Consider the following 20,278-nt stretch of genomic DNA (forward strand, 5'->3'; position numbering starts at 1 on the left):
CCTGCGACGATGCGTGGCGGGAGGGATCTCCCGGGCCTCCTGCCCCGCGTCGCGGGGCCCGACGTACCCGGTCTGACCGGACTCGGAGCCGAGCGCCGGGTCCGTCCATCGGCACCGGCGTCCGCAGGCGCAACGTCTCCTCACCATCGTCGGGCCCCGCGAGGATGCGGGGTCGTCGAGTGGGAACGGCGACCTCGCTGTCACGGACATCAGCGAGGCGTACCCCGTTCTCCGCCGAGACCGGATTCGCGATCAGCCCTGGCCTTTCGCCATGGCTCGATCGTTACGATTCTGTGATCCGTTGAGCCGGTCCCCGGGGCCTTCTCACGGCCGCCGTTGTCGGGGGTCGGTTCTACCGTCTTCGTGTGAGCATTGACCACGATGTCCGGTCCGGCCTCCCGGCCGCGCTGGACGCTCTCGCCCCCGGGGCGGAGCTGGTCGCCGCCCTCGAGGAGCTCTCCCCCGCCGCGCTCACCGGCGACGACCTGGCGGCCTACCTGCGTGCCTGCGCGCGGGAGCAGAGCCGGGGCACCGCGCGCGTCCTCGACGCGATGCACCACCTGGGCCGCGCCCGGGCCGACACCACCGTGCGCCTCGCCTCGACCGACGAGTTCTCGGGCGACGAGGTCTGCGGCGTGCTCGGGTGGTCGCGCACGATGGCCGATCGCAAGCTCGACCTGGCCGACGACCTCGCGGTCCGGCTGCCCGAGGTGGGCGACGCGCTCTGGGAGGGCCGGCTCGACGAGCCCAAGGCGACGCGGTTCTGCGAATGGACGCGCGATCTCACCGACGAGCACGCCCGCGCCGTCTGCGAGGAACTGATCGCCGAGGCTCCCGGGATGCCGGTGGGCGAGCTGATCCGGCGCATCGAGAAGAGCGCCGCGTCCATCGATCCGGAGTGGGCCGAGCGTCGCGCGAAGCGCGCCCAGAAGCAGGCGCGGGTGATGCTCTCGTCCAACCCGACGGGCACCGCGACCCTGGCGGTCTGCGACGTCTCGGCCCCGTCCGGGCTGGCGATGCGCGATCGTGTCGACGCCCTGGCCGCCGCCGTTCGCGCCTTGGGCGTGCTGATCCCGGTCGGCACCCTGCGCGCCGCGGTGGCCGAGCGGCTCCTCGACGGCTCCATGGCCGGTGTCGACGACCACCGCGTGGCCCTCATCCTCGCCGCCGAGTACCACCAGGCCGGCCAGCCGGCGCCGGACGACGATCCGGATCCGGACGAGGGCGGCGGCGGTCCGAGCGGTGACCCGGACGACGACCCGGACGAGGACCCGGACGACGGCCCGGACGACGGCCCGGACGACGGCCCGGACGACGGCCCGGACGAGGGCCCGCACGGGCCGGCCGGGCCGGATGACGGACCCGCGGACGGCGGCCCCGATGGCGGCGCTGCTGACAGCCCCGGTGACGACAGCCCCGGTGACGACAGTCCTTTGGACGACAGCCCATGTGACGGCTCGGACGATCACGGCGCAACATCCGATGGCCCGAGCGATGATCCGCTCGAGGGTGCCCGCGGGCAGGGCGTCCTTGACCTCCCTGATCTCCCCGATCCCACCGTGATCGGGCCGGAACGCGGGCCGGGCGGCATCCGGACCGGGACCTGCGAGGTCCGGCTGCGGCTCACCACCGCCCTCGGGCTCGACCGGTTCCCCGGCTGCGTCCCTGGTTACGGCACGGTGCTGGCCCACGACGCACGGACGCTGGTCCTGCGACACCACGACGGCGAGTGGCGCGTCGTGCTCACCGACGACGACGGCCGCCTCGAGCACCTGTTGCTGGCCCGACGACGACCGCGCCGACCACCCGGCCCCGGGAGCCGTGATGATGCTCGGCACCGGGGGACAGGGGCACAGCCTCGCACCACGATCGTCGAGCTCCAGGTCCCGACGATGGTACTGGCTGCCCTGAACCCCGATGATCACGGCGACTGGGGCCCGCTGCTCACCGAGCTCCAGCAGCGGCTCCGTGACCTCGGCGACCGAGCACCAGGGTCGCCGCCGCCCGAATCGGCCGCCGATCTCGCCCGCCGCCGGCCCCGCGCCGAGGTCGCGCGCTGGCTCCAGGTCCGCGATCGGCACTGCGTCGCGCCCTGCTGCCGACAGCCCGCCCACAAGGCCGAGCTCGACCACACCCTGGACCGTGCGCTCGGCGGCCCGACCGCGTCGTGGAACCTCGGCGTCTGGGACAAGCACCACCACCGCGCCAAGCACCGCGCCGGCTGGCAGGTGCGCCAGCCGCGGCCCGGACACTTCGCGATCCGCACGCGCGCCGGCGTCCACCACACGACCAGGCCGAAACGCATCATCGACCCGCTGCCCGAGCCTCGCCCCACCGCTCGGCCGCGCCCGCTGCCGGACGATCCGATGTGGGACCCCGACGAGGGCGACCCGTTCGACCGACGCCACCGGCCTACGGTCGCGGCGACCACCCCGCCGATCCCGGCCGGCGCCGTCACGCACCCGGCCGACGACCCGCCGCCGTTCTGATCAGTTCTGATCATTGCTGCAGCGTCACATCCGACGCGGTGTGGCGGCCTAGACTGGAGCCTCGTGACGCTCGACGGGACGGCCTGAGGCCTGTGCTCAGGGCCCGACGACCGTCCGGCGCGACCTTCACCACGGCGTCCGTCTCGCTCGTCGCCGTCTGCGCCGCGGCCGGGGTCCCGGCGCCGCTCTACGTCGTCTACCAGCAGGCCGACGGCGTCTCGACGGTGGGGCTGACCGGCGCCTTCGCCGTCTACATCCTCCCGCTGCTGGCTGCCCTGCTGTGCTGCGGCAGCCTCTCCGACCACCTCGGCCGGCGGTGGGTGTCCGTGCCCGCGCTGCTCGTCGGCGCAGCCGGCTGCCTCGTGCTCGCGACCGTGGACTCGGCCGCTCCCCTGATCATCGGGCGGGCGATCCAGGGGCTCTCGATCGGGCTCGCCCTCAGTGCGCTCGGCGCCTTCGTGGTCGACCTGGCGCCCCCGTCGCGTCCGGGCCTGCCCGGCGCGATCACCAGCGGGGCGCCGCCGGGCGGCATCGCGATCGGCGCCCTCACCTCGGGGGTCGCGGTGCAGCTCGCGCCGGACCGTGCGCCGGTCCTGTCGTTCCTCGTCACGGCCGGCGTCCTGACCGCCGCAGCCGCGGCCGTCGCGTTCCTGCCGGAGACCGTCACGCGCACGCCCGGCGCCCTCCGCTCGCTGCGCCCGGTGGTCCGGGTCCCGCCGACGGCCCGCGCCGTGTTCCCCGCGGTGTGCCTGCTCGTCGCCGCGACGTACGTGCTCGGCGGCTTCACCCAGGCGCTGGCCCCGTCGATGGCGGTGTCGGTGCTGGGTCGCCACGACCTGTTCAGCGGCGCCCTCGCGGTCGCCGTCTACCACCTCGCCGGGCCCGTGGCCGGGCTCGGCGCCAACCGCTTGCGCCCCGTGCGGGCCCTCGCCGGCGGCGCGACCGTGCTCGTCCTCGGGATCGCCGGCTACGTCGCGGCGATCACCGTGGGCAGTTTCGCCGCCTACATCGCCGCCGCGGTCGTCGCGGGCGCGGGCTTCGGCGTCGCCTTCGCCGGCGCCATGCGGGTCCTGCTGGAGCGGAGCCCGGAGGGCACGCACGCCGGCACCCTCGCCGCGATCTACCTGTTCTGCTACTTCGCGGCCGCGGTCTCCAGCCTGCTCGCCGGGGTCGCGGTCGAGGTCTGGGGCCTGGCCCCCGTGGCGACGGTGCTCTGCGGGCTCGTCGCCCTCATGGTGGGAACCGGCGCCACCGGGTCGGTGCTGCGGATGCGGGCCGGTTAGAGCCGCAGCACCCCGAGCACCCCGTCCGGGTCGTGGCGCTGCTGCAGCGCGCGGAGTCGCGGCAGGTTGTCGCCGTACGCGGCCGCGATCTCCTCCTCCGCGTCGGGACCGGGACGCACCTCGACGCCGTAGACGCCCAGCGTGTGGTCCGCGAGCGCGCGCACCGTCTCCCTGGCCCATCCCCGGCAGGCGTCGTCGTCGGCAGATTCGGTCCAGATCGCATTGAGCGGGACGTTCCACTCGCCGGAGCGGCCGCGGAACGCGGTGGCGGTGTCGTCGACATCGGCCAGGGCACCGCCGGTGTGCTGGAAGTCGATCCGGCAGGCTCGGGTGGGTGCCGCCCGGATCCGCTCGGCGAGGGTCCCGGCGACCGCGGCGTCGAGCGTCGGGCCGGTGAAGACGGACTTGCCGAAGAACGACCCTCGCGGTCCGTCGCCGGCCCGGGGCAGGCGGACGGGGTCCGGCTCGGCGCCCCCGTCGCCCGGGATCGCGAACTCGGGCAGGCCCGCCAGGTACCGCCCGCTCGTCTCCGACCGGTAGAGCGGGGCGGAGCCGGCGACCGCGGACGCCGCCGCGCGGGCCCGCGCGATGGCGGCCTCCTGCCCGCTCGCGCACGCGGTGTACACGAACAGCACCGGTGCGTCGGGCGCGAGCGGCGACCACCCGAGAACCGCACCCATCGTGGTGTCCCGCGGTAGCTCCGGGGCGACACGGAAGTAGGTCGCGAGCGCATCGATCCCGACCACCGCACGGTCCACCCACATCGCGCCGAGCTCGTGGGTCCGCAGGACCGCCGAGGTGACGACGCCGACGGACGGCGCGCCTCCCCGCACGGCCCACCACAGGTCGGACTCCTCCCCCACACTCCGGTCCGACAGCGACATGACGTCGCCGGACGGGAGCACCAGCTCGACCTCGACGAGATGGTCGAGCGTGAGGCCGAGCGACCGTGTCAGGTACCCGACGCCGCCCAGTGTGGCGAGTCCGAGACCGGCGTGGCCGACGATCCCGACCGGCACGACACGGCCGGCCGGCGCGAGGGCCTCGAGCATCGTCCCCATCGTCGCCCCGCCCTCCACGACGACCCGGTCGGCGTCCGGGCGGACGCCGGCCAGACAGGCCGAGAGGTCGAGCACGACGGCGTCGTCGGCGACGCAGTTCGAGCTCAGCCCGCCCCCGCGGACCGTGACCCGGGCGCCGGTGGCCGTCGCCACCTTCATCGCGGTGGCCACGTCGTCGACGGTGCGGGGCGTGACGACGCACGACGGGTGCCGCCGTGACGCCGCGGGGAAGAAGACCCGTCCGAGCCGGTCGCGGTAGCCGGCCGACCCCCGCTCGTGCACCTGCGGGCCCAGGGCGGCCCGCAGGTCGCCGACCGCGCTCACGGCAGACTCCAAATCTCGACGGTGACGAGCCAGAAGACCACGGCGGCCACCGCGAGGAAGGCCACCGAGACGACCAGCCCGCGCACATCGGTGCGGGGCCGGTCGGCCTCGGGCCGCGGGGTCAGCCACCAGCCCAGCGCTCGCGTCACCCCGGGCATCACCACCCAGGTCAGCAGCGCGACCGACGCGACGTTGCCCACGAGCAGGCCCGCCCACAGCGGCGCCGACGGCCACAGTGCGCCGAGGCCCACGGTCAGCAGCACGACCGTCGGGTAGAGCCCGACGAGCACCGAGAGGGCCTGCTTCCACGACGGCGGGCCCGCGGTCACCCCGTCGCCGTCACCCACCGGGAACCAGCTGCCGAAGGCGCCCGAGATCGTGCGGAGCTTGAAGTCCCGGAACCGCTCGCCCTCGGCGAGCAGGTCGCGGCGGGCGTCGGACGCGAGCCAGAGCTCGAGGTCGTCCGCCGTGGCGAACCGGTAGACCGCCGTCCACTCGTCCTGCACGCCCGGCACCGGGCGGAACAGCTCCGACCCGAGGAACCCGGGAGACCGGCTCTCGGCGACGGTCATCCGGTGCTGCCAGTCGAGGAACGCGGCCTCGTCCCGCGCGGCGACGGGGTGGGAGACGACCACCGTCGCAGGCCGCGACCCCTCGCCCTCCCCCACCAGCACCTGCTGGCTCGGGAGCTCGTCGAGCAGGTCCGCGCCCTGCTCGACGAGCCGCCGGCGCTCCGGGCTGTCCAGCCACCGGCGCAGGTGCTCGACACCGTCGAAGCGGTAGACGACGGTGGCGTCGCCCTGCCGGTCGGCCGGGGTCTCCTCGGTCCCGAGGTAGCCGGGGAACGTCGCCGCCGCCGCGGTGAGGCCGTCCTGCCACCGGCGGTACTGCTCGTCGCGGCCGGCCTTCATCCGCTGCCCGACCACCACGGTGGCCGGGCCGGCCTGGGTCGCCGCCTGCGTCTCGCGCATCAGGGCACCTGCGTCCGGGACGGCGCGATCAGTAGGGGTGGCGGTCGGCCTTCTCCGACCACGCCGCGTAGGCCTCGGCGCCCAGGTCGGGGCGGAACTGCTCGACCTTGATGCGCCGCGCGTGCAGGGGGCGGGTGAAGTCCTCGTACTGGAACGCGTCGTCGAAGCCGATCGCCTTCGTGGCGTCGAGGTCGTTCGCGAAGTACACCGCGTCGAGGCGGGCCCAGTAGATGGCGCTCATGCACATCGGGCACGGGGCGCCGCTGATGTAGATCTCGTGGCCCATGAACATCCGGGCGCGCTCGGGCACGACGTCGGCCGAGCCCTCGGGACGCGGCACGAGCGTCAGGGTCGAGGTGTTGCGGTGGCTCGCGGCGATGGACGGGGCCTCGGGGTTGAGCACCGCCGCCGCCTTGCGCAGGGTCTCGATCTCGGCGTGGGCGGTCACGTCGCCGGTGAGCAGCACCCGGTTCTGGCCGCGCGCGACGATCTCGCCGTCCTTCGCGATCACGGCGCCGAACGGACCGCCCCACCCGTTCTCCACCGACTCCTTCGCGAGTCGGCACGCCTCGGCCATCAGTTCGTCGTGGGTCATCTCGGTACCTCCGGTGTCGGGGCATGCCGCGGCGACGACGCAGGCGTCGTCGGCGGAAGGAAAGTGGAGTCGGGCAATCGGACTAGTGCGTTCGTCCGTACGTTGCACGGTAGGTGTCACCTACCGTGCACACAAGAGATCTCTGTCCACTCGAACGGGCGACATCGGCGTGGTGATGTCTCACACTGAGCACATGGTGCTGCGGGCGCGTGACGTGATGACCAGCCGCGTCGTGTCGGTCCGGCCGGACACGACGATCGAGCGCGCCCGCTACCTGCTGACCGAGAACCGGTTCAGCGCGCTCCCCGTCGTCGACGACCGCTACCGCCTCGTCGGCATCGTCACGACCTACGACCTCTTGCGGGCCGACGGCTCGTCCCGGGACGCCGTCGAGGTGGGCGACGTCATGACCCGCGACCCGCTGTCCCTCGCGCCGGACGCCACCGTGCCCGTGATCGCCCACCGACTGCGCCACTACGGCGAGCTGCGCGTGATGCCGATCGTCCAGGGCGGGATGCTCGCCGGCGTCGTGTCGCGGGGCGACCTGCTCACCCCCGAGCCGTCGTTCGGACCGATCGGCCGGCTCCTGTCACGCACGAAGGAGCGACCCCGGACCGCGCCGAAGTTCTGGGACGGCGAGGTCCGTGCCGGCGCGACGGCGGCCGACATCATGACCCCGTCGGTGGACGTCTACGACCTCACCGAGGACATGCCCGTGGCCGAGGCGGCCGCCCTGATGCGCGCGCACCGCTTCAGCGCGATGCCGGTGCTCGACGCGGACCGCCGCGTGCGCGGCATCCTCAGCGAGGCCGACCTCGTGCCCGACACGCTCTCGGGGCGACGCACCCCGCCGCCGAGCACCGTCGGCGCCGCGATGACGACCGACGTCGTCTGCGTGCGTGCCACGTGCCCGGTGCACGACCTCGCGCACACGATGGTGAACAACCGCCTGCGGACGCTGCCCGTCGTCGACGCCGACGACCGCCTCGCCGGCATCGTCAGCCGGGGCGACGTGCTGCGCGCGACGGCGGCGGTCCCGACCGAGTAGGAGTCGTGGGCGCCGCTCAGTGCCGCCCCCGGCCCGAAGAACTCGGTGAGCGTGACGGGCCGCAGGTCCCGCTCGCGGAGGATCTCGGCGATCTGGTCGAACAGCCCGAGGATCGTCGGGTGGTTCGCGTGGCCGAGCATGATCGTCCCCGCCGTCAGGTAGCGCCGCGCCTGCTCGAGCAGGAACGCGGGGGTGACCAGGGTGGCGTCGCCGTAGGAGCCGGTCCACCTCACGGTCGACGGGAACCCGGCATCGCGGGCGATCGCGTCGACGGCCGCGTCGTGCGCGCCGTAGGGAGGGCGCCAGTAGGGCCGCGAGGTCGTGCCGAAGGTGGCCGCGATCCACTCCTCGTTGCGCTCCAGCTCCGCCCGCACCCGCGCCGGCGGGAGCCGCGTCAGCCACGGATGACTGAACGTGTGGTTCATGATCTGCACCTGACCGGCCTCGACGAGCGGCCGCAGCACCGGCGCCCGCGGCGCCCACGCCGTCGTGTACACACGCCGTTGGGGCTGAAGGTCAGGTGGATGCCCGCGCGCCGGGCGAACTCGACGTAGCCCGCGACCACGTGGGGCGCGTAGCCGTCGTCGACGGTCAGGGCGATCGGGGCGCCGCGGGCAGGCGCCGTCGTCCGGACCGTGGCCGTCGCCGGACGCGCCGGGGGCGGGACGGGTGGCGGGGCGGCCCCGGCCGGAGCGGCGCAGCCCGCGAGCCACGCCGCGAGCCCCAGCCCGAGCATCCCCAGCAGCGAGCGCCGCGGGACCTCACCCGCCCGCGCTCTGCCCTGCCCCGCGTCGCCGCACGCCCCCGCGCCCACGCCGGACCCCCTCCGACCGCGGCACGACGAGTCCCCCGCGGACCCCGCCCGCCGCGCGCGACCAGCCTGCTCCCGGTGCGTGGAGGTCGGGTGTCCGCCGGATCGCGTCTGGGTCTCCGCGCCGGACCGTGGCCGGTCGGCACGGTCGGGCCCCGGCGGGCCGCCCCATCGCGCTCCGGCGAACGCGGCGCGGCTCCGCGTGCGCGAGCGGTCAGACGCGGGAGCCGGTGCGGGCGTCGTACTCCGCGCGCGCCGCGTCGACCGCCTCGATGTGGGTCTCGGCCCAGTCGTCGAGGGCGTGGGCGAGGCCCAGCAGGCTGCGGCCGAGGTCGGTGAGGGCGTACTCCACGCGCGGCGGGATCTCCGCGTAGGCCGTGCGCGAGACGAGGCCGTCGCGCTCGAGGCCCCGCAGGGTCTGGGTGAGCATCTTCGGGGTGATCCCGCCGATCCGCGCGGCGATGGCGCCGTGGCGCAGGGTGCGCTCGGCGAGGGTGCCGACGACGAGCACGCTCCACCGGTCGCCGATGCGGTCGAGGATCTGCCGGCTGGGGCAACCGGCGGCATACACATCGCCTCTCACCAGGACACTATCTCTCAGGTACCCTGAGCACTTCAAGGTGCTGACTCTCCATCGGGAAGTGGTCCGGCGTCCCGACGGTTGCCGAGACCGAGGGGCCGCGCCCGGCGGCCCACCACCGTGAGGGAGTCAGCCGTGTACGTCGTCACCGGAGCCACCGGGGCCCTGGGCCGCCTCGCCGTCGAGGCCCTGCTCGAGCGCGTGCCCGCGACCGAGGTCCGCGCGACCGGCCGGCGGGTCGAGACCCTCGCCGACCTCGCGGACCGCGGGGTCGACGTCCGTCGCGCCGACTACGACGACCCGGCCTCGCTGGCCGAGGCCTTCACCGGCGCGACCCGGGTGCTGTTCGTCTCGGGCAGCGACGCGGGCGCCCGTCTCGAGCAGCACCGGGCGGTCGTCGACGCGCTGGCGACCACGGACGTCGAGCTCGTGGCCTACACCAGCATCCTGCACGCCCAGGCCTCGGACATGGTCCTGGCGGGCGAGCACGCGGCCACCGAGCGGATGCTCACGGACGCGGGCGTGCCGTCGGTGCTGCTGCGCAACGGTTGGTACGTCGAGAACTTCCTGGCCGGGGTCGCCGGCGACATCGAGCGGGGGATGGTCGGGGCCTCCGGGGAGGGCCGCTTCGACGCCGCCACGCGCGCGGACTACGCGGAGGCCGCCGTCGCGGCCCTCACCGGCGCCGCCTCCGCCGGGGACGTCCTCGAGCTCGGCGGGCCCGGCTTCACGCGGGCGGAGCTGGCCGCCGAGATCTCCCGCGCGGCGGGCCGGGACGTGCCCTACACCGATCTCTCCGTCGACAACTTCGCCGGGGCCCTCGTCGCCGCCGGGCTGCCGGAGGCGTTCGCCGCGGTGCTCGCCGACTCCGACCGCGGCGCGGCCGCCGGCTGGCTGAGCGCCCCCGGCGACGACCTCGCCCGCCTGCTCGGCCGACCCGCCACGCCGTGGCGCGAGGTCGTCGACGCCGCCGTCCGCGACGTGGTCGCCGCGGTCTGACGCGTCAGGGGCTCGCCGCGCTGAGGCCGGTCAGGGGGAACTCGAGCACGCTGCCCGGGTTGTCGAGGGTGCCGGTGTGCGAGCCGGACTGGGGCCCGGCGAGCCCGTCGCTGTCGGTGGCCACGTAGATCCGGGTGCGATCCGGGCTGAGGGCGACGTCGCGGTAGCGGTTCCGGGTGCGGAAGAGCTGGGTGGTGTCGCCCCGGACCGAGCCGCCGTCGGCGGTCAGGCGGAACACGAACACCGACCCGGTCTTCAGCGCCGGGACGAGCAGGGAGTCGGCCACCGCCGGGTCCGGCGCGCCCTGCGCGGGCACGTAGTCGAGCCCGGCCGGGGCGATCGAGGGCCAGCAGAGGTAGAAGTCGGTCCCGCGGCACGCCGGGTCCTGGAAGTTGTAGCCGGTCGGCACGGTGTACATCGTGCGCAGCGGCTCGACGTAGCCGGGCGCGGTCCAGGCGGTCTCGGCCGGGCCGCGCGGCACGCTCGGTGGGTCCTGGTAGTCGTCGTACGACAGCTGGGGGCAGTCGGGTGCCGCCGACCAGTCGGCGTACCGGTAGGCCTGGTCGTCCCGGAAGCCCGACACCTCCGGCCAGCCGTAGTCACCGCCCGGCCGCAGCAGGTTGATCTCGTCGTCGCTCTTGGGGCCGTGCTCGTCGGCGAAGAGGCGCCCGCCCGGCCCGACCACCAGGCCCTGCGGGTTCCGGTGGCCGTAGGTGAGACGTGGCTGCGCACGCCGTTCAGCACCGGGTTGTCGGCCGGGATGGACCCGTCGAGATCGATGCGGAGGATCTTGCCGGCGTAGGTGCTCCAGTCCTGGGCGGCGACCTCCTGGGCGGTCGGCAGGTCCTGCCGGCGAAGGCGAGGCCCAGCACGCCGTCCTGCGCACCGCTGGCCGCGGCGTCGTCGAGCGTCACCGCGACCGTCCGCGTGCCGTCGGACGGGTTGATCCGGTCGACACGCCTGCCGACCTTCTCGGTGACCCACAGCCAGCCGTCCGGCCCCCAGGTCAGCTCCCAGGGCGCGGCCAGGCCCGTGGTGAGGACGCGCATGCCCGGCGCCGCCGCGGGGGTCACGGGCGCCGGACCCCGTGGGGCGGGCGCCGCGTCCGCGCACGGGGCGAGCGTCAGCGTGGCCACGAAGGCGACGAGTGGTGCGAGGCGACGCCACATCGGACCGTCCCCTCACGGTGACCGATGATCGGGAATGAGACAGGGTCGAATGGTCGACCGGTCGGAAATCATAGCGCCCGAGGAGAGGCCGGAAACGCGGTCGACGACGAACCGTGACGACGTGGCGGACCGTTCTGCTCCGCGAGGACTACGCAGGGGAACGACGTCGATGTCGCCACCGGAGGACGGTGCACGGAGAGGAACGGGGCGTGCGCAGAACGTCGTCGGGGAAACGCCCGACCCATGACTCTCCGGGTGCCGCCCGCGCCGTCGGCGGCGTCCACGCCGTGAGCACCGACCTGTCCTTCCAGCGACCCGAGACGGCTCCGCGGGCACGGGATTCGCGCCGCGTGGCGACAGCCTCGATCCACCGACGCTGTCGCTGGTGGGGGCGGGCCGTGACACGCGAATGCCCCTCTGCGCAGGGAAGATAGGGCTTGTCTAGGGTCCTGTCCCGCTGCGCAGAAGGGCATCCGCTGGATGCAACTCTCCCACGGTCCTCGGCGGATCTCGGTCCGGTTCGACGATCCGAATCTCGTGTCGTGCACGGGGCTGGTGGCGGTGTCGGCGCTGGCCGAGCGGGCCGGATTGGCGGCTCTGCTGAGTTGAACCGCCCCAGCTCCTGGTGAGGCTCTGATGTAGCAAGGAGACTGGAGCGGTGGCCCCACCTCGGAAGTTCGATGCGGAGACTCGGGCGCGTGCGGTGCGGATGTATGAGGACCGTCTGCGCGATCATGGGGATTCGAAGCTGGCTGCTCGCCGGCATGTTGGTGCGATCCTGGATGTGAATCCGGCGACGCTGCGGAACTGGGTCGAGGGTGAGCGGCCGCGTTCGGACGGGACCGGCCATGACGCCGAAGGCGATCAGGTGGATCTCGAGGAGTTCCGGCGGTTGCAGAAAGAGGTCGCCGAGTTGCGTCGGGCCAACGAGATCCTGAAGACGGCGTCGGCGTTTTTCGCCCAGGCGGAGCTCGACCGCAAACTTCGGTGAAACTGCTCTACATCCACCAGTTCCGGGAACGGTTCGGGGTCGAGCCGATCTGTGCGGTGCTCTCCGAGCACGGCATGAAGATCGCCCCGGGCACCTACTACCAGTGGCTGGAATGTCCGGTCAGCGACGCCGCGCTCGCTGAGGCGTACCTGGTGAATGAGATCGTGGACCTCTACCGGGCCAACCGGTCGGTGTACGGGGTCCGCAAGATGTGGCACGCCGCGCGGCGGGCCGGGCTGGCGGTGGGTCGCGAGCAGGTGGCCCGGCTGATGCGGATCGCCGGCCTGCAAGGCGTACGGCGCGGGGAGCACCGCACCCGCACCACCGTGCGCGAGCCGGCCGCGGCGCGCTACCCGGACCTGGTGCAGCGGGGCTGGAAGAGCCCGAACCGCCCCGACGCGGTGTGGGTCTCGGACTTCACCTACGTGTGGACCGCCTGCGGATTCGTCTACGTCTCCTTTCTCACCGACGTCTATTCGCGGCGAATCCTGGGATGGCGGGCGGCCGCGCACAAGACCGTCGATCTGGTCACCGCCGCGCTGGCTCAAGCGCTCGCGACCCGTCAGCGCGGCGACGCCGACTTCACCGCCGAGGGGGTCGTTCACCATTCGGACGCGGGCTCGCAATACACGGCGCTGGCGTTCACCGAAGAACTCCGCGAAGCGGGCATCGCCGGGTCGATCGGCACCGTCGGCGACGCGCTGGACAACGCGTTGATGGAGTCAACGATCGGGCTGTACAAGACCGAGGTCATCCTGCAACACTCCAGGCGGAACTGGAGTGGGCTGCGCGAGGTCGAGCGAGAAACAGCAGCGTGGGTCGGGTGGTACAACCACAACAGAATTCATTCTTCGGTCGGCAACATGCCGCCGGTGGAATGGGAAGCCAGGTATGCTGCTGCGGTAGCCCAGCAGGGCGCAGCGGCTTGATCACCAGCCTCTCGCAGACCTGGGGCGGTTCACCACGCCCGCACCCGGCCACCCACCGACAAAGATCAACTATCTCGCCACGGCAGAACCCTCGGTGGATCGAGGCACAGACCACGCCGGTGGCGCACTCGACCCTGCCGGCAGGGCTGTCACGCCCACCACCGTCCGGTCCTGCGCCTCACCGGAGGACCGCCGTCTCGCTCGCGGCGAAATGTGCTCAGTCACCGGCCCCACCCAACGCCGGCTTCATTCGTCCACGGCCTCGCCCGTGTTCCTGTCGCCCGTGCCCGTGTCGCCCGTGCCCGTGTCGCCCGTGCCCGTGTCGCTCCCACCGGGCGAGCCCGCTCCTCCCGTGTCCGCACCACCCGTCGGCGCGCGACCATCGGCGGCGTTGTCGCTCGCGGAGTTGTCGCCTCCCGCCCCACCAGTCGCGGCGACCGCTTCCTGCGGCACCCCAGCGTCCGTCAGTTGCTGGCGCGTGACCCCGGCCTCCGCCAGCTCCTGCGCGGTCGCGCCCGCAGCCAGGAGCTGTCGGGGCGTTGCTCCGGCATTCAGCAACTGCCTCGGTGTGACACCAGCTGCCAGCAGGTCCCGCGGTGGCACCTGAGCGTCGAGCAGCTGGCGCGGAGTGGCTCCTGCTTCGAGCAACTGCTGCGCGGTGACGCGCGCCCCGAGCAATTGCTGCGGAGTGGCGCCGGCCTCCAACAATTGGCGTGGCGTGAGGCGGGCGTCCAACAACTGCTGCACCGTGGCACCGGCACGGAGGAGTTCGCCCGGTGTGACGCCGGCGGCCAACAACTCCCCCGGCGGAACCTGGGCATCCAACAACCGCTTGGGCGGGACGTCGGCGACCAACAGCTGCTGCGGCGTCACGCCGGCGTCGAGGACCGTGCGCAACGACGGCACAGCTTGGACGACTGCCCTCACTCGCTCCACGCTGCCGCTCTGGGTCTCAGCGCCCGGCCAACCGGCACGGCAGAGCAGGGCCGGCCACCGTCCGGCCGCCAAGAGGGCAGTTAGTTCCGCTTCATCGTCGGGAATCCAACCAGGCAGCTCTCTCGCCTCGTCCTGATCGGCGAGCCGGAAGGGAGAGAACAGCATGAGTTGAACGACAGCCGCTCCACACTCGCTGTCTCCGTCGCAGCCGTTCTCGCCGAGCATGTTGTCGAGAGCCGTGTCAAAGGATCCAGCTTGAGTCAGTTGGTAGAACTGCGGCCTGAAGGCTGGTGCGTAAGGTTGTGCCAGGGGGTAGTGCCCACCACCCGACCCAACCGGGGCATCCGAGCCGCCATCTCCAGGACTGCCGAGCCCATCGGCATTGCCCCCACTGTCAGGATCACTCGCGCCGGCCCACGGACCGCCCCCACTGGTGCCCGCCGTTCCGGCTCGATCGGGCCCGCCCACCGCGCCGGGGCCACCCATCACGTTCGGCTCATCGGTGACGCCGGGCTCGCGCGGCTGAATTGGTGGCCCTATGGATGGGGCAGAACCGGACTGGAATTGCCCCTCGGCAGGAGGAGCGCCGCCGGATTGCCGGCCGGGTCCACCTGTCGAGCATCCGGTCAGAGAAACCGCGACGAGAAGAACCGACAGCGATACGAGGACCTCGCGCAATGACGCCGGGCGCACCCGACGACACGGCTCTCGTAGCGAGGTCGACATTCGATCTCCACCCGTCGACGATGGGCCTCACAGGGCGCCCACCTGCCGAAGGATGGGCGGATCGATTCCGAGCCGGCACCGCCATCAGTGTGAACGCGATCGTACGAGAGTGGCTTTGCTCCTGAGCACGCTACTCACCATTGCCCCTCGATCACGCATAGCGACGAATAGATCGCCATTGACTTCTCGCGCGGCCGACGCTGCATCTGACAACCCGATCCGGCGTGTGCACCGCAGTTCTCGTAGTGCAGACGTGTGAAACGGCCGGATCCGCCGTACGTCCGCTCAGCCACCCCGCGTCGTCCGCAGAGACCCTCGGAGGAACCGCTCCTCTCCTGATCGGGTCGCGGACGAATAGGTCCTGCGTGATCAGGTACGGGGTGCCGGCCCCCCTGTGGCTGACCAGCACCCGGGCAACCCCGGCGCAGCCGTCTGCGACGCTGGGTAGCGTCTCGAACTCGTTCGCGCCGGCAGCGGGCGGCGCGGGCGCCGGCCGTGGTGCGAGTCCGGGGCGACTCGCACCGTGAAGGGCTCCACCAACGCGAAAGGCCGGAGGCTCACCGAGCCTCCGGCCTGCGTAGCCCCGAGGGGATTCGAACCCCCGCTACCGCCTTGAGAGGGCCTGCGATCACGTAGACCAAGCCTGCTACCTGCGACAACGCTGGCCCGCGAAGTGGCAGAATTCGCACCACGGGCATCCTCGCACCACGGTTCGCTCCACGAATGGCTCCACGACGGAGATCATCTCCGATGAGCTAGGTCCACCCGATCAGAGCATCGGCGCCAGACGGTCACCTTCATCTCGAGTCGGCTGGAGCGTCCATCCTGACTGCGGCGGACCCGTCAGCGGCCGCTGCCCTCGGCGGTCGATCCTGAGCGACGGAGCTGCCGCCGGGTACCGCAGCTGGCTCACCTAGCCTGCGCGTGGATCATAGAGGCGAGGGAGCACAGGGATGGCACAGCGGACGACGGTGACGTTGATCGACGACCTCGACGGTTCGGCGGCCGACCAGAGCCTCGAGTTCGGCCTCGACGGCGCCACGTACGAGATCGACCTCAGTGATGCCCACGCCGCCTCGTTGCGCGATGCGCTCGCCCCCTACATCGAGCACGCCCGACGCAGCGGCCGCGGACGAACTCGTCGCGCCCAGCCCTCTGCTCAGCAGCAAGCACCATCACGGGCGAGCTCGCCCGCGGCCAGTGACCGCGAGCAGAACCAGGCCATCCGTGACTGGGCCAGCCGCCACGGGCACCCGTTGTCTGCGCGCGGCCGCATCCCCGCCTCCGTGCGCGACGCCTTCCATCGCGGCGACCCCGGCGCGCTACTCGCCTCCGACAGTCCCTCCGAGAGTCGCTCCGAGAGTCGCTCCGGCGCTCCCACCCCCGCGCCTTCTCCGGCGGCTGCTGACGCACCGACTGCTTCGGCCTCCGAGGACGTCGCCGCCGAGTCGACGGTGCGCACAGGTCCCGACGGGCTCACCAGCGACGAACGTGAGCGCATCCGGGCATGGGCCGTCGAGGAAGGCATCGAGGTCAAGGCGCGCGGCCGCCTCACCAAGGACCTCATCTCGAATTACCGAGCCGTCGCAGCCCGCCGCTGACACGCTGACCGACCGAACGCGCGGCACCACCTCCCTCAAACACCGTGTGCCGATCGTCGGCCCGAGGCAGGGCTGAGCCTGTGTGCTGAGAGACGCAAGACTCGGTCAGTGGCCCGTGAGCGGTCGGTCGTGATTCAGGAATGCGGGGACGGCGCGGATGACGCGGCAGGAGCGGGGCCACCTCGTCGCGGTCGGCCTGGCCGCGGTTCTGCTCACATCACGGTTCCTCGTGCACGGCGTGGACGCCGAGCCCGGTCGAGCGCTGGACATTGCTGCCACGGTGGCCGCTCTCGGGATGCTCGCGTCCGGCTTCGTCGCGGCGGCCCGAATGCTCGCCGCACCCACGCGGCGAGAGAACCTCGAGGTCGGACACCTCTTCCGTGCCCTGCCGGCCGACCGCTAGCGGGCGGTCGACTCGCCGATCGGGTCTGGCGAACCATGATCGCCCTCGAGCGGCGAACAGGAGCGGATCCGGGAGGACGCACGGGGGCGGCTCTGTCGTCCAACGCGGCTGACTCAACCCCGAACACCAGCTCTTCAGACAAGTCATTTCCCGGGGCCCGCCGCCACCGAGACTACGGTCTCACACCCCGCTGCTTGACAGACACAGAGGGACCGACTTTCCCGCGCCGAAGCTCTCGAGCACTTCTCTTGAGTCAGACCACGGCCCGGAACACCGACCAGCACGACCAACCCCGGGACAGCCAGCCCGAAAGCGGCAGGCGATTCACGAGTCAGACCGGCCGGTGCTCCGGTGGAGACCGTAGATCGACTACCTCCGGATTCCTGCCAGTCATACAAGTCGGCGGTTCAGCGTCGCTGAACTAATCCAGCTCGTTACCACCCTTCGGGGGAAGCCAAGGCGCCTCTCGTCGTTCCTCTATTCCCAGTAAGGAGCTCGTTTGCGTCGCTGTTGCGGCTCGAGCCAAGCCGACAAGACCGTTCGTTGCTAGGAAGGCGGAGGAGGCTGGACTGGTCCGGCCCAGCCGTCCGTGAAGCTTCCCTCGTCTTCAGCGATCGTGATCTCACCACTGCAGCCCGGAGTGACGATGAATGCTGTGAACGGTCCATCGCGGTCCGCCGCAGGTGGGGGCGGAGACGGGGAAAGTAGATAGCCCTGGAGACCGCCGCGCCGACACGCACTATCGATTCGTCCGACGGTGGACGCGATTGTCACTGTGATTGGTGTTCCGGGTTGGAGCAGTGGACCTGTTGCGGCGGCAGGCTTCTCATCGCTCGAGGAGTCCGCAGGTAGGGAACTCGTGTAGATGGCGGCTCCGAAAAGGGTTAGCAGACCACCGAGGAGCAGCAGTGTTCGACCGGCCCTAAACGACCCTCGGATTTGAGCGATGGCGGACTCAGCGAGCAACAAGTCTCGGTGCGCGAGATATGTTCCAAGCGCGTTGCGTCGTGCCTCTAGGTTCTCGCGGGCCGAGAAGCCCTCCGTACCTCGGAGTCTGTCGACGAACTGGCTGTGGCTCGATCGCCACGAACTCAATGACGTGGCGTCGGCGGCCGCCACCTTCCCTTCCGGAGTGGACGGACGAGCTTTGACGGCTGCTCCGAGTTCCGACACCGCAACCGAAGCGAACGCACGGCGCGCGTCCTCCCGCGCGACCTGTCCGGAGGACCTAAAGACCTCGCCCTCAAGGTAGCCAATCTTACGGATCAGCTCCCGAACCTTCTCTGTCGGCGTCTCTCCATCAAGCTCAGGTCCCAGGTGAGCGCCCGCTTCAGGTCCATCGAGAATGTCGTAGATCTTTTTGTTGGCGGCGACGGTCGGCCCGAAGCGAGGCCGAACGTGCACCCGCCAGACCCACCCCGCCCATCGAAGCCAAATGGGCAACCGCGATTCACTGGAAGGCTTAGCGAAGTAGGCTAATGTGCGCAGTAGCTCGCCGAGAGACGCGTCTTCTGGTTCCAGTGTGCGGGACCGTGCCCAGAGTACGACAGATATACCCAACGCGGCAAAGACGAGCCCCCAAGCCAGCCCGAAAGGAAAACCCCTCAAGGTGAGAGGCTGAGAGACTGCGTTCGTGAAGGGCAACGAGCCGAACACCAGCGCCCCTACAGCAACTAGGGCGCCAACAATCCACTTTGTCTGGCTATCGTACCGCTCACGCACAGAGCGCAGGATGCTGTCGGTTGAGATTGCCGCGTCCTCGGCTTCCTCCTCCGACTTCGACTCCGGCTTGTCCGCCTTGGCAGTCTCGGATTTCCCTGCGGTGGCCGCTGAGTTGTCGGCCTTGGTTTTCCCAGCTTCGTCGTCTGACTCACCCCGAGCTGCCTCGGCTATTTCGGTGAGCTTCTCGACAAGGTCTTTGGCGATCTCGGTCGACGTCTTCGTTGGTTCGTCAGCCATGTCCGCCCCTGAGAGTTGGTTCCGGTGACGCCCGGTCGTCTGGGGATAGATCGTCTCGTCGCCGGTGTCGTTACACCACCTTGTAGAGCTCGCGCGCGGGCGCCCTGTTGTCTAAGCCTGAGGCGCCCCAGCATGTCCGGAGAGCTACGGGCTTGAGTGCGCCGGCTCCGGGTGGGGCCGGTGGTGGCGGAAGTGGGCGGCTTCGCGTTCGGCGGGTGGGATGTCGCCGCAGGTGGAGTGCAGTCGGCGGTGGTTGAACCAGTCGACCCATTCCAGGGTGGCGATCTCGACCTGTTCGACGGTGCGCCCTCGGCTCGATCTGCTCGGTCTTGAACAGCCCGATCAAGGCCACGCCGAAGTTTCCGGACACGCCAGGGCGTTCAGAAGTCCCAGATCATCAGTGCTGTCGCAAGCTGGAGGTGGCGCGCCAGCGAGGTAAGGTCCATGCTAGTAGCTGGGCTGGGAGCGAGGCTCAGCGTAGACAGGCACCTAGGGGGTAATCGCGTGCCCGCTAACCCGGACTTCTTCGAGTCTCCGTACAACGTTGCAGCCTCCAGAGCTCTCGCTCAAGCTTGCCTGAAGGCTTTGCGCGAGGGTGGCACCTCGACCGACTTTCCAAGTGTTCGTGAGTTCTTCTCCGACGTCCCTGGAGGGGAACGGGTCGCTGGCTCGGTCTCCGTGCACCACACTATCGACGATGGCCAGGACAATGTCGAGATGGTGCCGGTCTTCGATGACGGTCACGGTGGCCGGGTCAAGTGCTACTGGGACTACGAGATAATCAAGGGAAAGACCCACAGGGTCTGGGTTTGCAATCCACTTTGAAGCTGTACCTCGGATTCGAGGGTCCAAGCACGTTACCGACTAGCCTCACGTCCGCGACGAGCGTCGGTCAGCTCAATGCGCTAGAAACGTAGTTCCGACGCGCCTTCCAGCCATGATCAGGATCCGCCTACGGCCTAACTCGGGTCTCGACCAGCTCATCGTGGAGATGCGGTCGGTCTAGCGCTCATCATCGGCCTATGGCGACAGTCGGTACTGGCAAGTATAGGGCGGCGCGGCCGAGATACGTCGTCGGAGGTCAGTCGAACCGCCGGCACCGGGCGGGACCGTCCGTGACGGTCTTCTCGGTAAGCTGATGTCGCAAATTCAATCCTGCCAGGGGCGCGTTACCGGCCGTTCGATCGGCCTGATTCTTTAGCTTCAGTACTTCGCCAGAGTTCGGCGGGATGCGCGGCGCAGTGTCCTCAGCTCGGTTCGAACTGCCAGGATTGCTGGCTCTTCCGGAAATGGAGTGCAGCTGAGGGTGTGACCGGGCCGGGAGCTGGGGTCGTGTCGCTGCGGTGAGGTGGGCCCCGGGAAGTTGATGATGACGGTTCCTACGCCAGTCAGCTTCAAAATCC

The 20,278-nt window shown here is 71.1% G+C and carries 15 protein-coding genes, 4 pseudogenes and 1 other annotated feature; of the genes and pseudogenes, 8 read left to right on the forward strand and 11 right to left on the reverse strand.

Translation table 11 applies throughout. From position 1 onward, the window contains the following. Window positions 1-365: 365 nt before the first annotated feature. Window positions 366-2,489 (forward strand): HNH endonuclease signature motif containing protein, encoded by a 2,124-nt coding sequence (locus QSK03_RS26360; RefSeq protein WP_285658296.1) that lies wholly within the window; start codon window positions 366-368, stop codon window positions 2,487-2,489. A 92-nt stretch (window positions 2,490-2,581) separates the two neighbouring features. After that, a complete protein-coding gene (locus QSK03_RS26365) occupies window positions 2,582-3,772 on the forward strand; it encodes an MFS transporter (protein ID WP_285658298.1) in 1,191 nt (396 codons plus the stop codon). Here QSK03_RS26365 and QSK03_RS26370 read toward each other — a convergent pair. From QSK03_RS26370 to QSK03_RS26380, 3 genes are read right to left on the reverse strand one after another with little or no spacing between them, the layout of a single operon-like run. Beyond that, the gene (locus QSK03_RS26370; RefSeq protein ID WP_285658299.1) at window positions 3,769-5,157 is read right to left on the reverse strand and encodes an FAD-binding oxidoreductase; all 1,389 of its coding nucleotides are present in this window, start codon (window positions 5,155-5,157) and stop codon (window positions 3,769-3,771) included. The two genes, QSK03_RS26365 and QSK03_RS26370, sit on opposite strands and share 4 nt — an antisense overlap. Then, window positions 5,154-6,128 carry a putative antibiotic biosynthesis monooxygenase gene (locus QSK03_RS26375; RefSeq protein WP_285658300.1) on the reverse strand — a complete coding sequence of 325 codons (975 nt, stop codon included), beginning with the start codon at window positions 6,126-6,128 and terminating at the stop codon, window positions 5,154-5,156. Before QSK03_RS26375 ends, QSK03_RS26370 begins: the two co-directional genes overlap by 4 nt. 28 nt (window positions 6,129-6,156) lie before the next feature. Then, on the reverse strand, window positions 6,157-6,723 hold the full coding sequence (locus tag QSK03_RS26380; RefSeq protein ID WP_285658301.1) for a nucleoside deaminase: 567 nt from the start codon (window positions 6,721-6,723) through the stop codon (window positions 6,157-6,159). A gap of 193 nt (window positions 6,724-6,916) precedes the next feature. Here QSK03_RS26380 and QSK03_RS26385 point away from each other — a divergent pair, with 193 nt between their 5' ends. Then, a complete protein-coding gene (locus tag QSK03_RS26385) occupies window positions 6,917-7,771 on the forward strand; it encodes a CBS domain-containing protein (RefSeq protein WP_285658302.1) in 855 nt (284 codons plus the stop codon). Between the two features lie 296 nt (window positions 7,772-8,067). Here QSK03_RS26385 and QSK03_RS26390 read toward each other — a convergent pair. From QSK03_RS26390 to QSK03_RS26400, 3 genes and pseudogenes are all read right to left on the reverse strand, one after another. After that, window positions 8,068-8,196: pseudogene (locus QSK03_RS26390) on the reverse strand (polysaccharide deacetylase family protein); the annotation flags it as partial. Further along, the gene (locus QSK03_RS26395) at window positions 8,193-8,585 is read right to left on the reverse strand and encodes a hypothetical protein (RefSeq protein ID WP_285658303.1); all 393 of its coding nucleotides are present in this window, start codon (window positions 8,583-8,585) and stop codon (window positions 8,193-8,195) included. The gene QSK03_RS26395 and the pseudogene QSK03_RS26390, both read right to left, overlap by 4 nt. Before the next feature lie 211 nt (window positions 8,586-8,796). Then, window positions 8,797-9,165: a winged helix-turn-helix transcriptional regulator gene (locus tag QSK03_RS26400; protein ID WP_285658305.1), complete on the reverse strand. Its 369-nt coding sequence runs from the start codon at window positions 9,163-9,165 to the stop codon at window positions 8,797-8,799. Between the two features lie 132 nt (window positions 9,166-9,297). On the opposite strand from QSK03_RS26400, the gene QSK03_RS26405 reads away from it, so the two are divergent. Further along, complete coding sequence (locus tag QSK03_RS26405) at window positions 9,298-10,161, forward strand: NmrA family NAD(P)-binding protein (protein WP_285658307.1); 864 nt, start codon at window positions 9,298-9,300, stop codon at window positions 10,159-10,161. Between the two features lie 4 nt (window positions 10,162-10,165). Here QSK03_RS26405 and QSK03_RS26410 read toward each other — a convergent pair whose 3' ends face one another. Then, entirely contained in the window at window positions 10,166-10,972 is an 807-nt protein-coding gene (locus QSK03_RS26410; protein WP_502872221.1) for a PQQ-dependent sugar dehydrogenase, read from the reverse strand. Further along, a pseudogene (locus QSK03_RS33460) lies at window positions 10,903-11,346 on the reverse strand (hypothetical protein); the annotation flags it as partial. The pseudogene QSK03_RS33460 and the gene QSK03_RS26410, both read right to left, overlap by 70 nt. 642 nt (window positions 11,347-11,988) lie before the next feature. On the opposite strand from QSK03_RS33460, the gene QSK03_RS26415 reads away from it, so the two are divergent. Continuing rightward, window positions 11,989-13,250 (forward strand): IS3 family transposase gene (locus tag QSK03_RS26415; protein WP_285658310.1). Its coding sequence is split into 2 segments (ribosomal slippage): window positions 11,989-12,292 and window positions 12,292-13,250, totalling 1,263 coding nucleotides; the frame shifts between segments, so codons are not numbered across the junction. Continuing rightward, window positions 12,279-12,410: a sequence feature (AL1L pseudoknot), on the forward strand. It overlaps the preceding gene by 132 nt. A 246-nt stretch (window positions 13,251-13,496) precedes the next feature. On the opposite strand, the gene QSK03_RS26420 is transcribed toward QSK03_RS26415, so the two are convergent. Further along, on the reverse strand, window positions 13,497-14,147 hold the full coding sequence (locus QSK03_RS26420; RefSeq protein ID WP_285658312.1) for a hypothetical protein: 651 nt from the start codon (window positions 14,145-14,147) through the stop codon (window positions 13,497-13,499). A gap of 1,718 nt (window positions 14,148-15,865) precedes the next feature. Between QSK03_RS26420 and QSK03_RS26425 the strand changes: the two are divergent. From QSK03_RS26425 to QSK03_RS26430, 3 genes and pseudogenes are all read left to right on the forward strand, one after another. Then, window positions 15,866-16,219 (forward strand): annotated as a pseudogene (locus QSK03_RS26425) (histone-like nucleoid-structuring protein Lsr2); the annotation flags it as partial. Between the two features lie 147 nt (window positions 16,220-16,366). Continuing rightward, complete coding sequence (locus QSK03_RS33465; protein WP_502872222.1) at window positions 16,367-16,513, forward strand: Lsr2 family DNA-binding protein; 147 nt, start codon at window positions 16,367-16,369, stop codon at window positions 16,511-16,513. A 157-nt stretch (window positions 16,514-16,670) separates the two neighbouring features. Further along, a complete protein-coding gene (locus tag QSK03_RS26430) occupies window positions 16,671-16,916 on the forward strand; it encodes a hypothetical protein (protein WP_285658315.1) in 246 nt (81 codons plus the stop codon). Window positions 16,917-17,462: 546 nt separating this feature from the next. On the opposite strand, the gene QSK03_RS26435 is transcribed toward QSK03_RS26430, so the two are convergent. Both QSK03_RS26435 and QSK03_RS26440 read right to left on the reverse strand, forming a co-directional pair. Continuing rightward, window positions 17,463-18,875, reverse strand: coding sequence for a hypothetical protein (locus QSK03_RS26435; protein ID WP_285658317.1), 1,413 nt, complete (start codon window positions 18,873-18,875; stop codon window positions 17,463-17,465). Window positions 18,876-19,019: 144 nt separating this feature from the next. After that, window positions 19,020-19,178 (reverse strand): annotated as a pseudogene (locus tag QSK03_RS26440) (integrase core domain-containing protein); the annotation flags it as partial. Window positions 19,179-20,278 lie beyond the last annotated feature (1,100 nt).

The sequence above is a fragment of the Actinomycetospora sp. NBRC 106375 genome, from assembly GCF_030269665.1.
GTDB lineage: Bacteria > Actinomycetota > Actinomycetes > Mycobacteriales > Pseudonocardiaceae > Actinomycetospora.

Bases quoted from the DNA above. Each gene is read 5' to 3' on its own strand.
- QSK03_RS26385 (WP_285658302.1), top strand. From the start codon at position 6,917: ATGGTGCTGCGGGCGCGTGACGTGATGACCAGCCGCGTCGTGTCGGTC.
- QSK03_RS26430 (WP_285658315.1), top strand. From the start codon at position 16,671: ATGACGCGGCAGGAGCGGGGCCACCTCGTCGCGGTCGGCCTGGCCGCG.
- QSK03_RS26435 (WP_285658317.1), bottom strand. From the start codon at position 18,875: ATGGCTGACGAACCAACGAAGACGTCGACCGAGATCGCCAAAGACCTT.
- QSK03_RS26375 (WP_285658300.1), bottom strand. From the start codon at position 6,128: ATGCGCGAGACGCAGGCGGCGACCCAGGCCGGCCCGGCCACCGTGGTG.
- QSK03_RS26380 (WP_285658301.1), bottom strand. From the start codon at position 6,723: ATGACCCACGACGAACTGATGGCCGAGGCGTGCCGACTCGCGAAGGAG.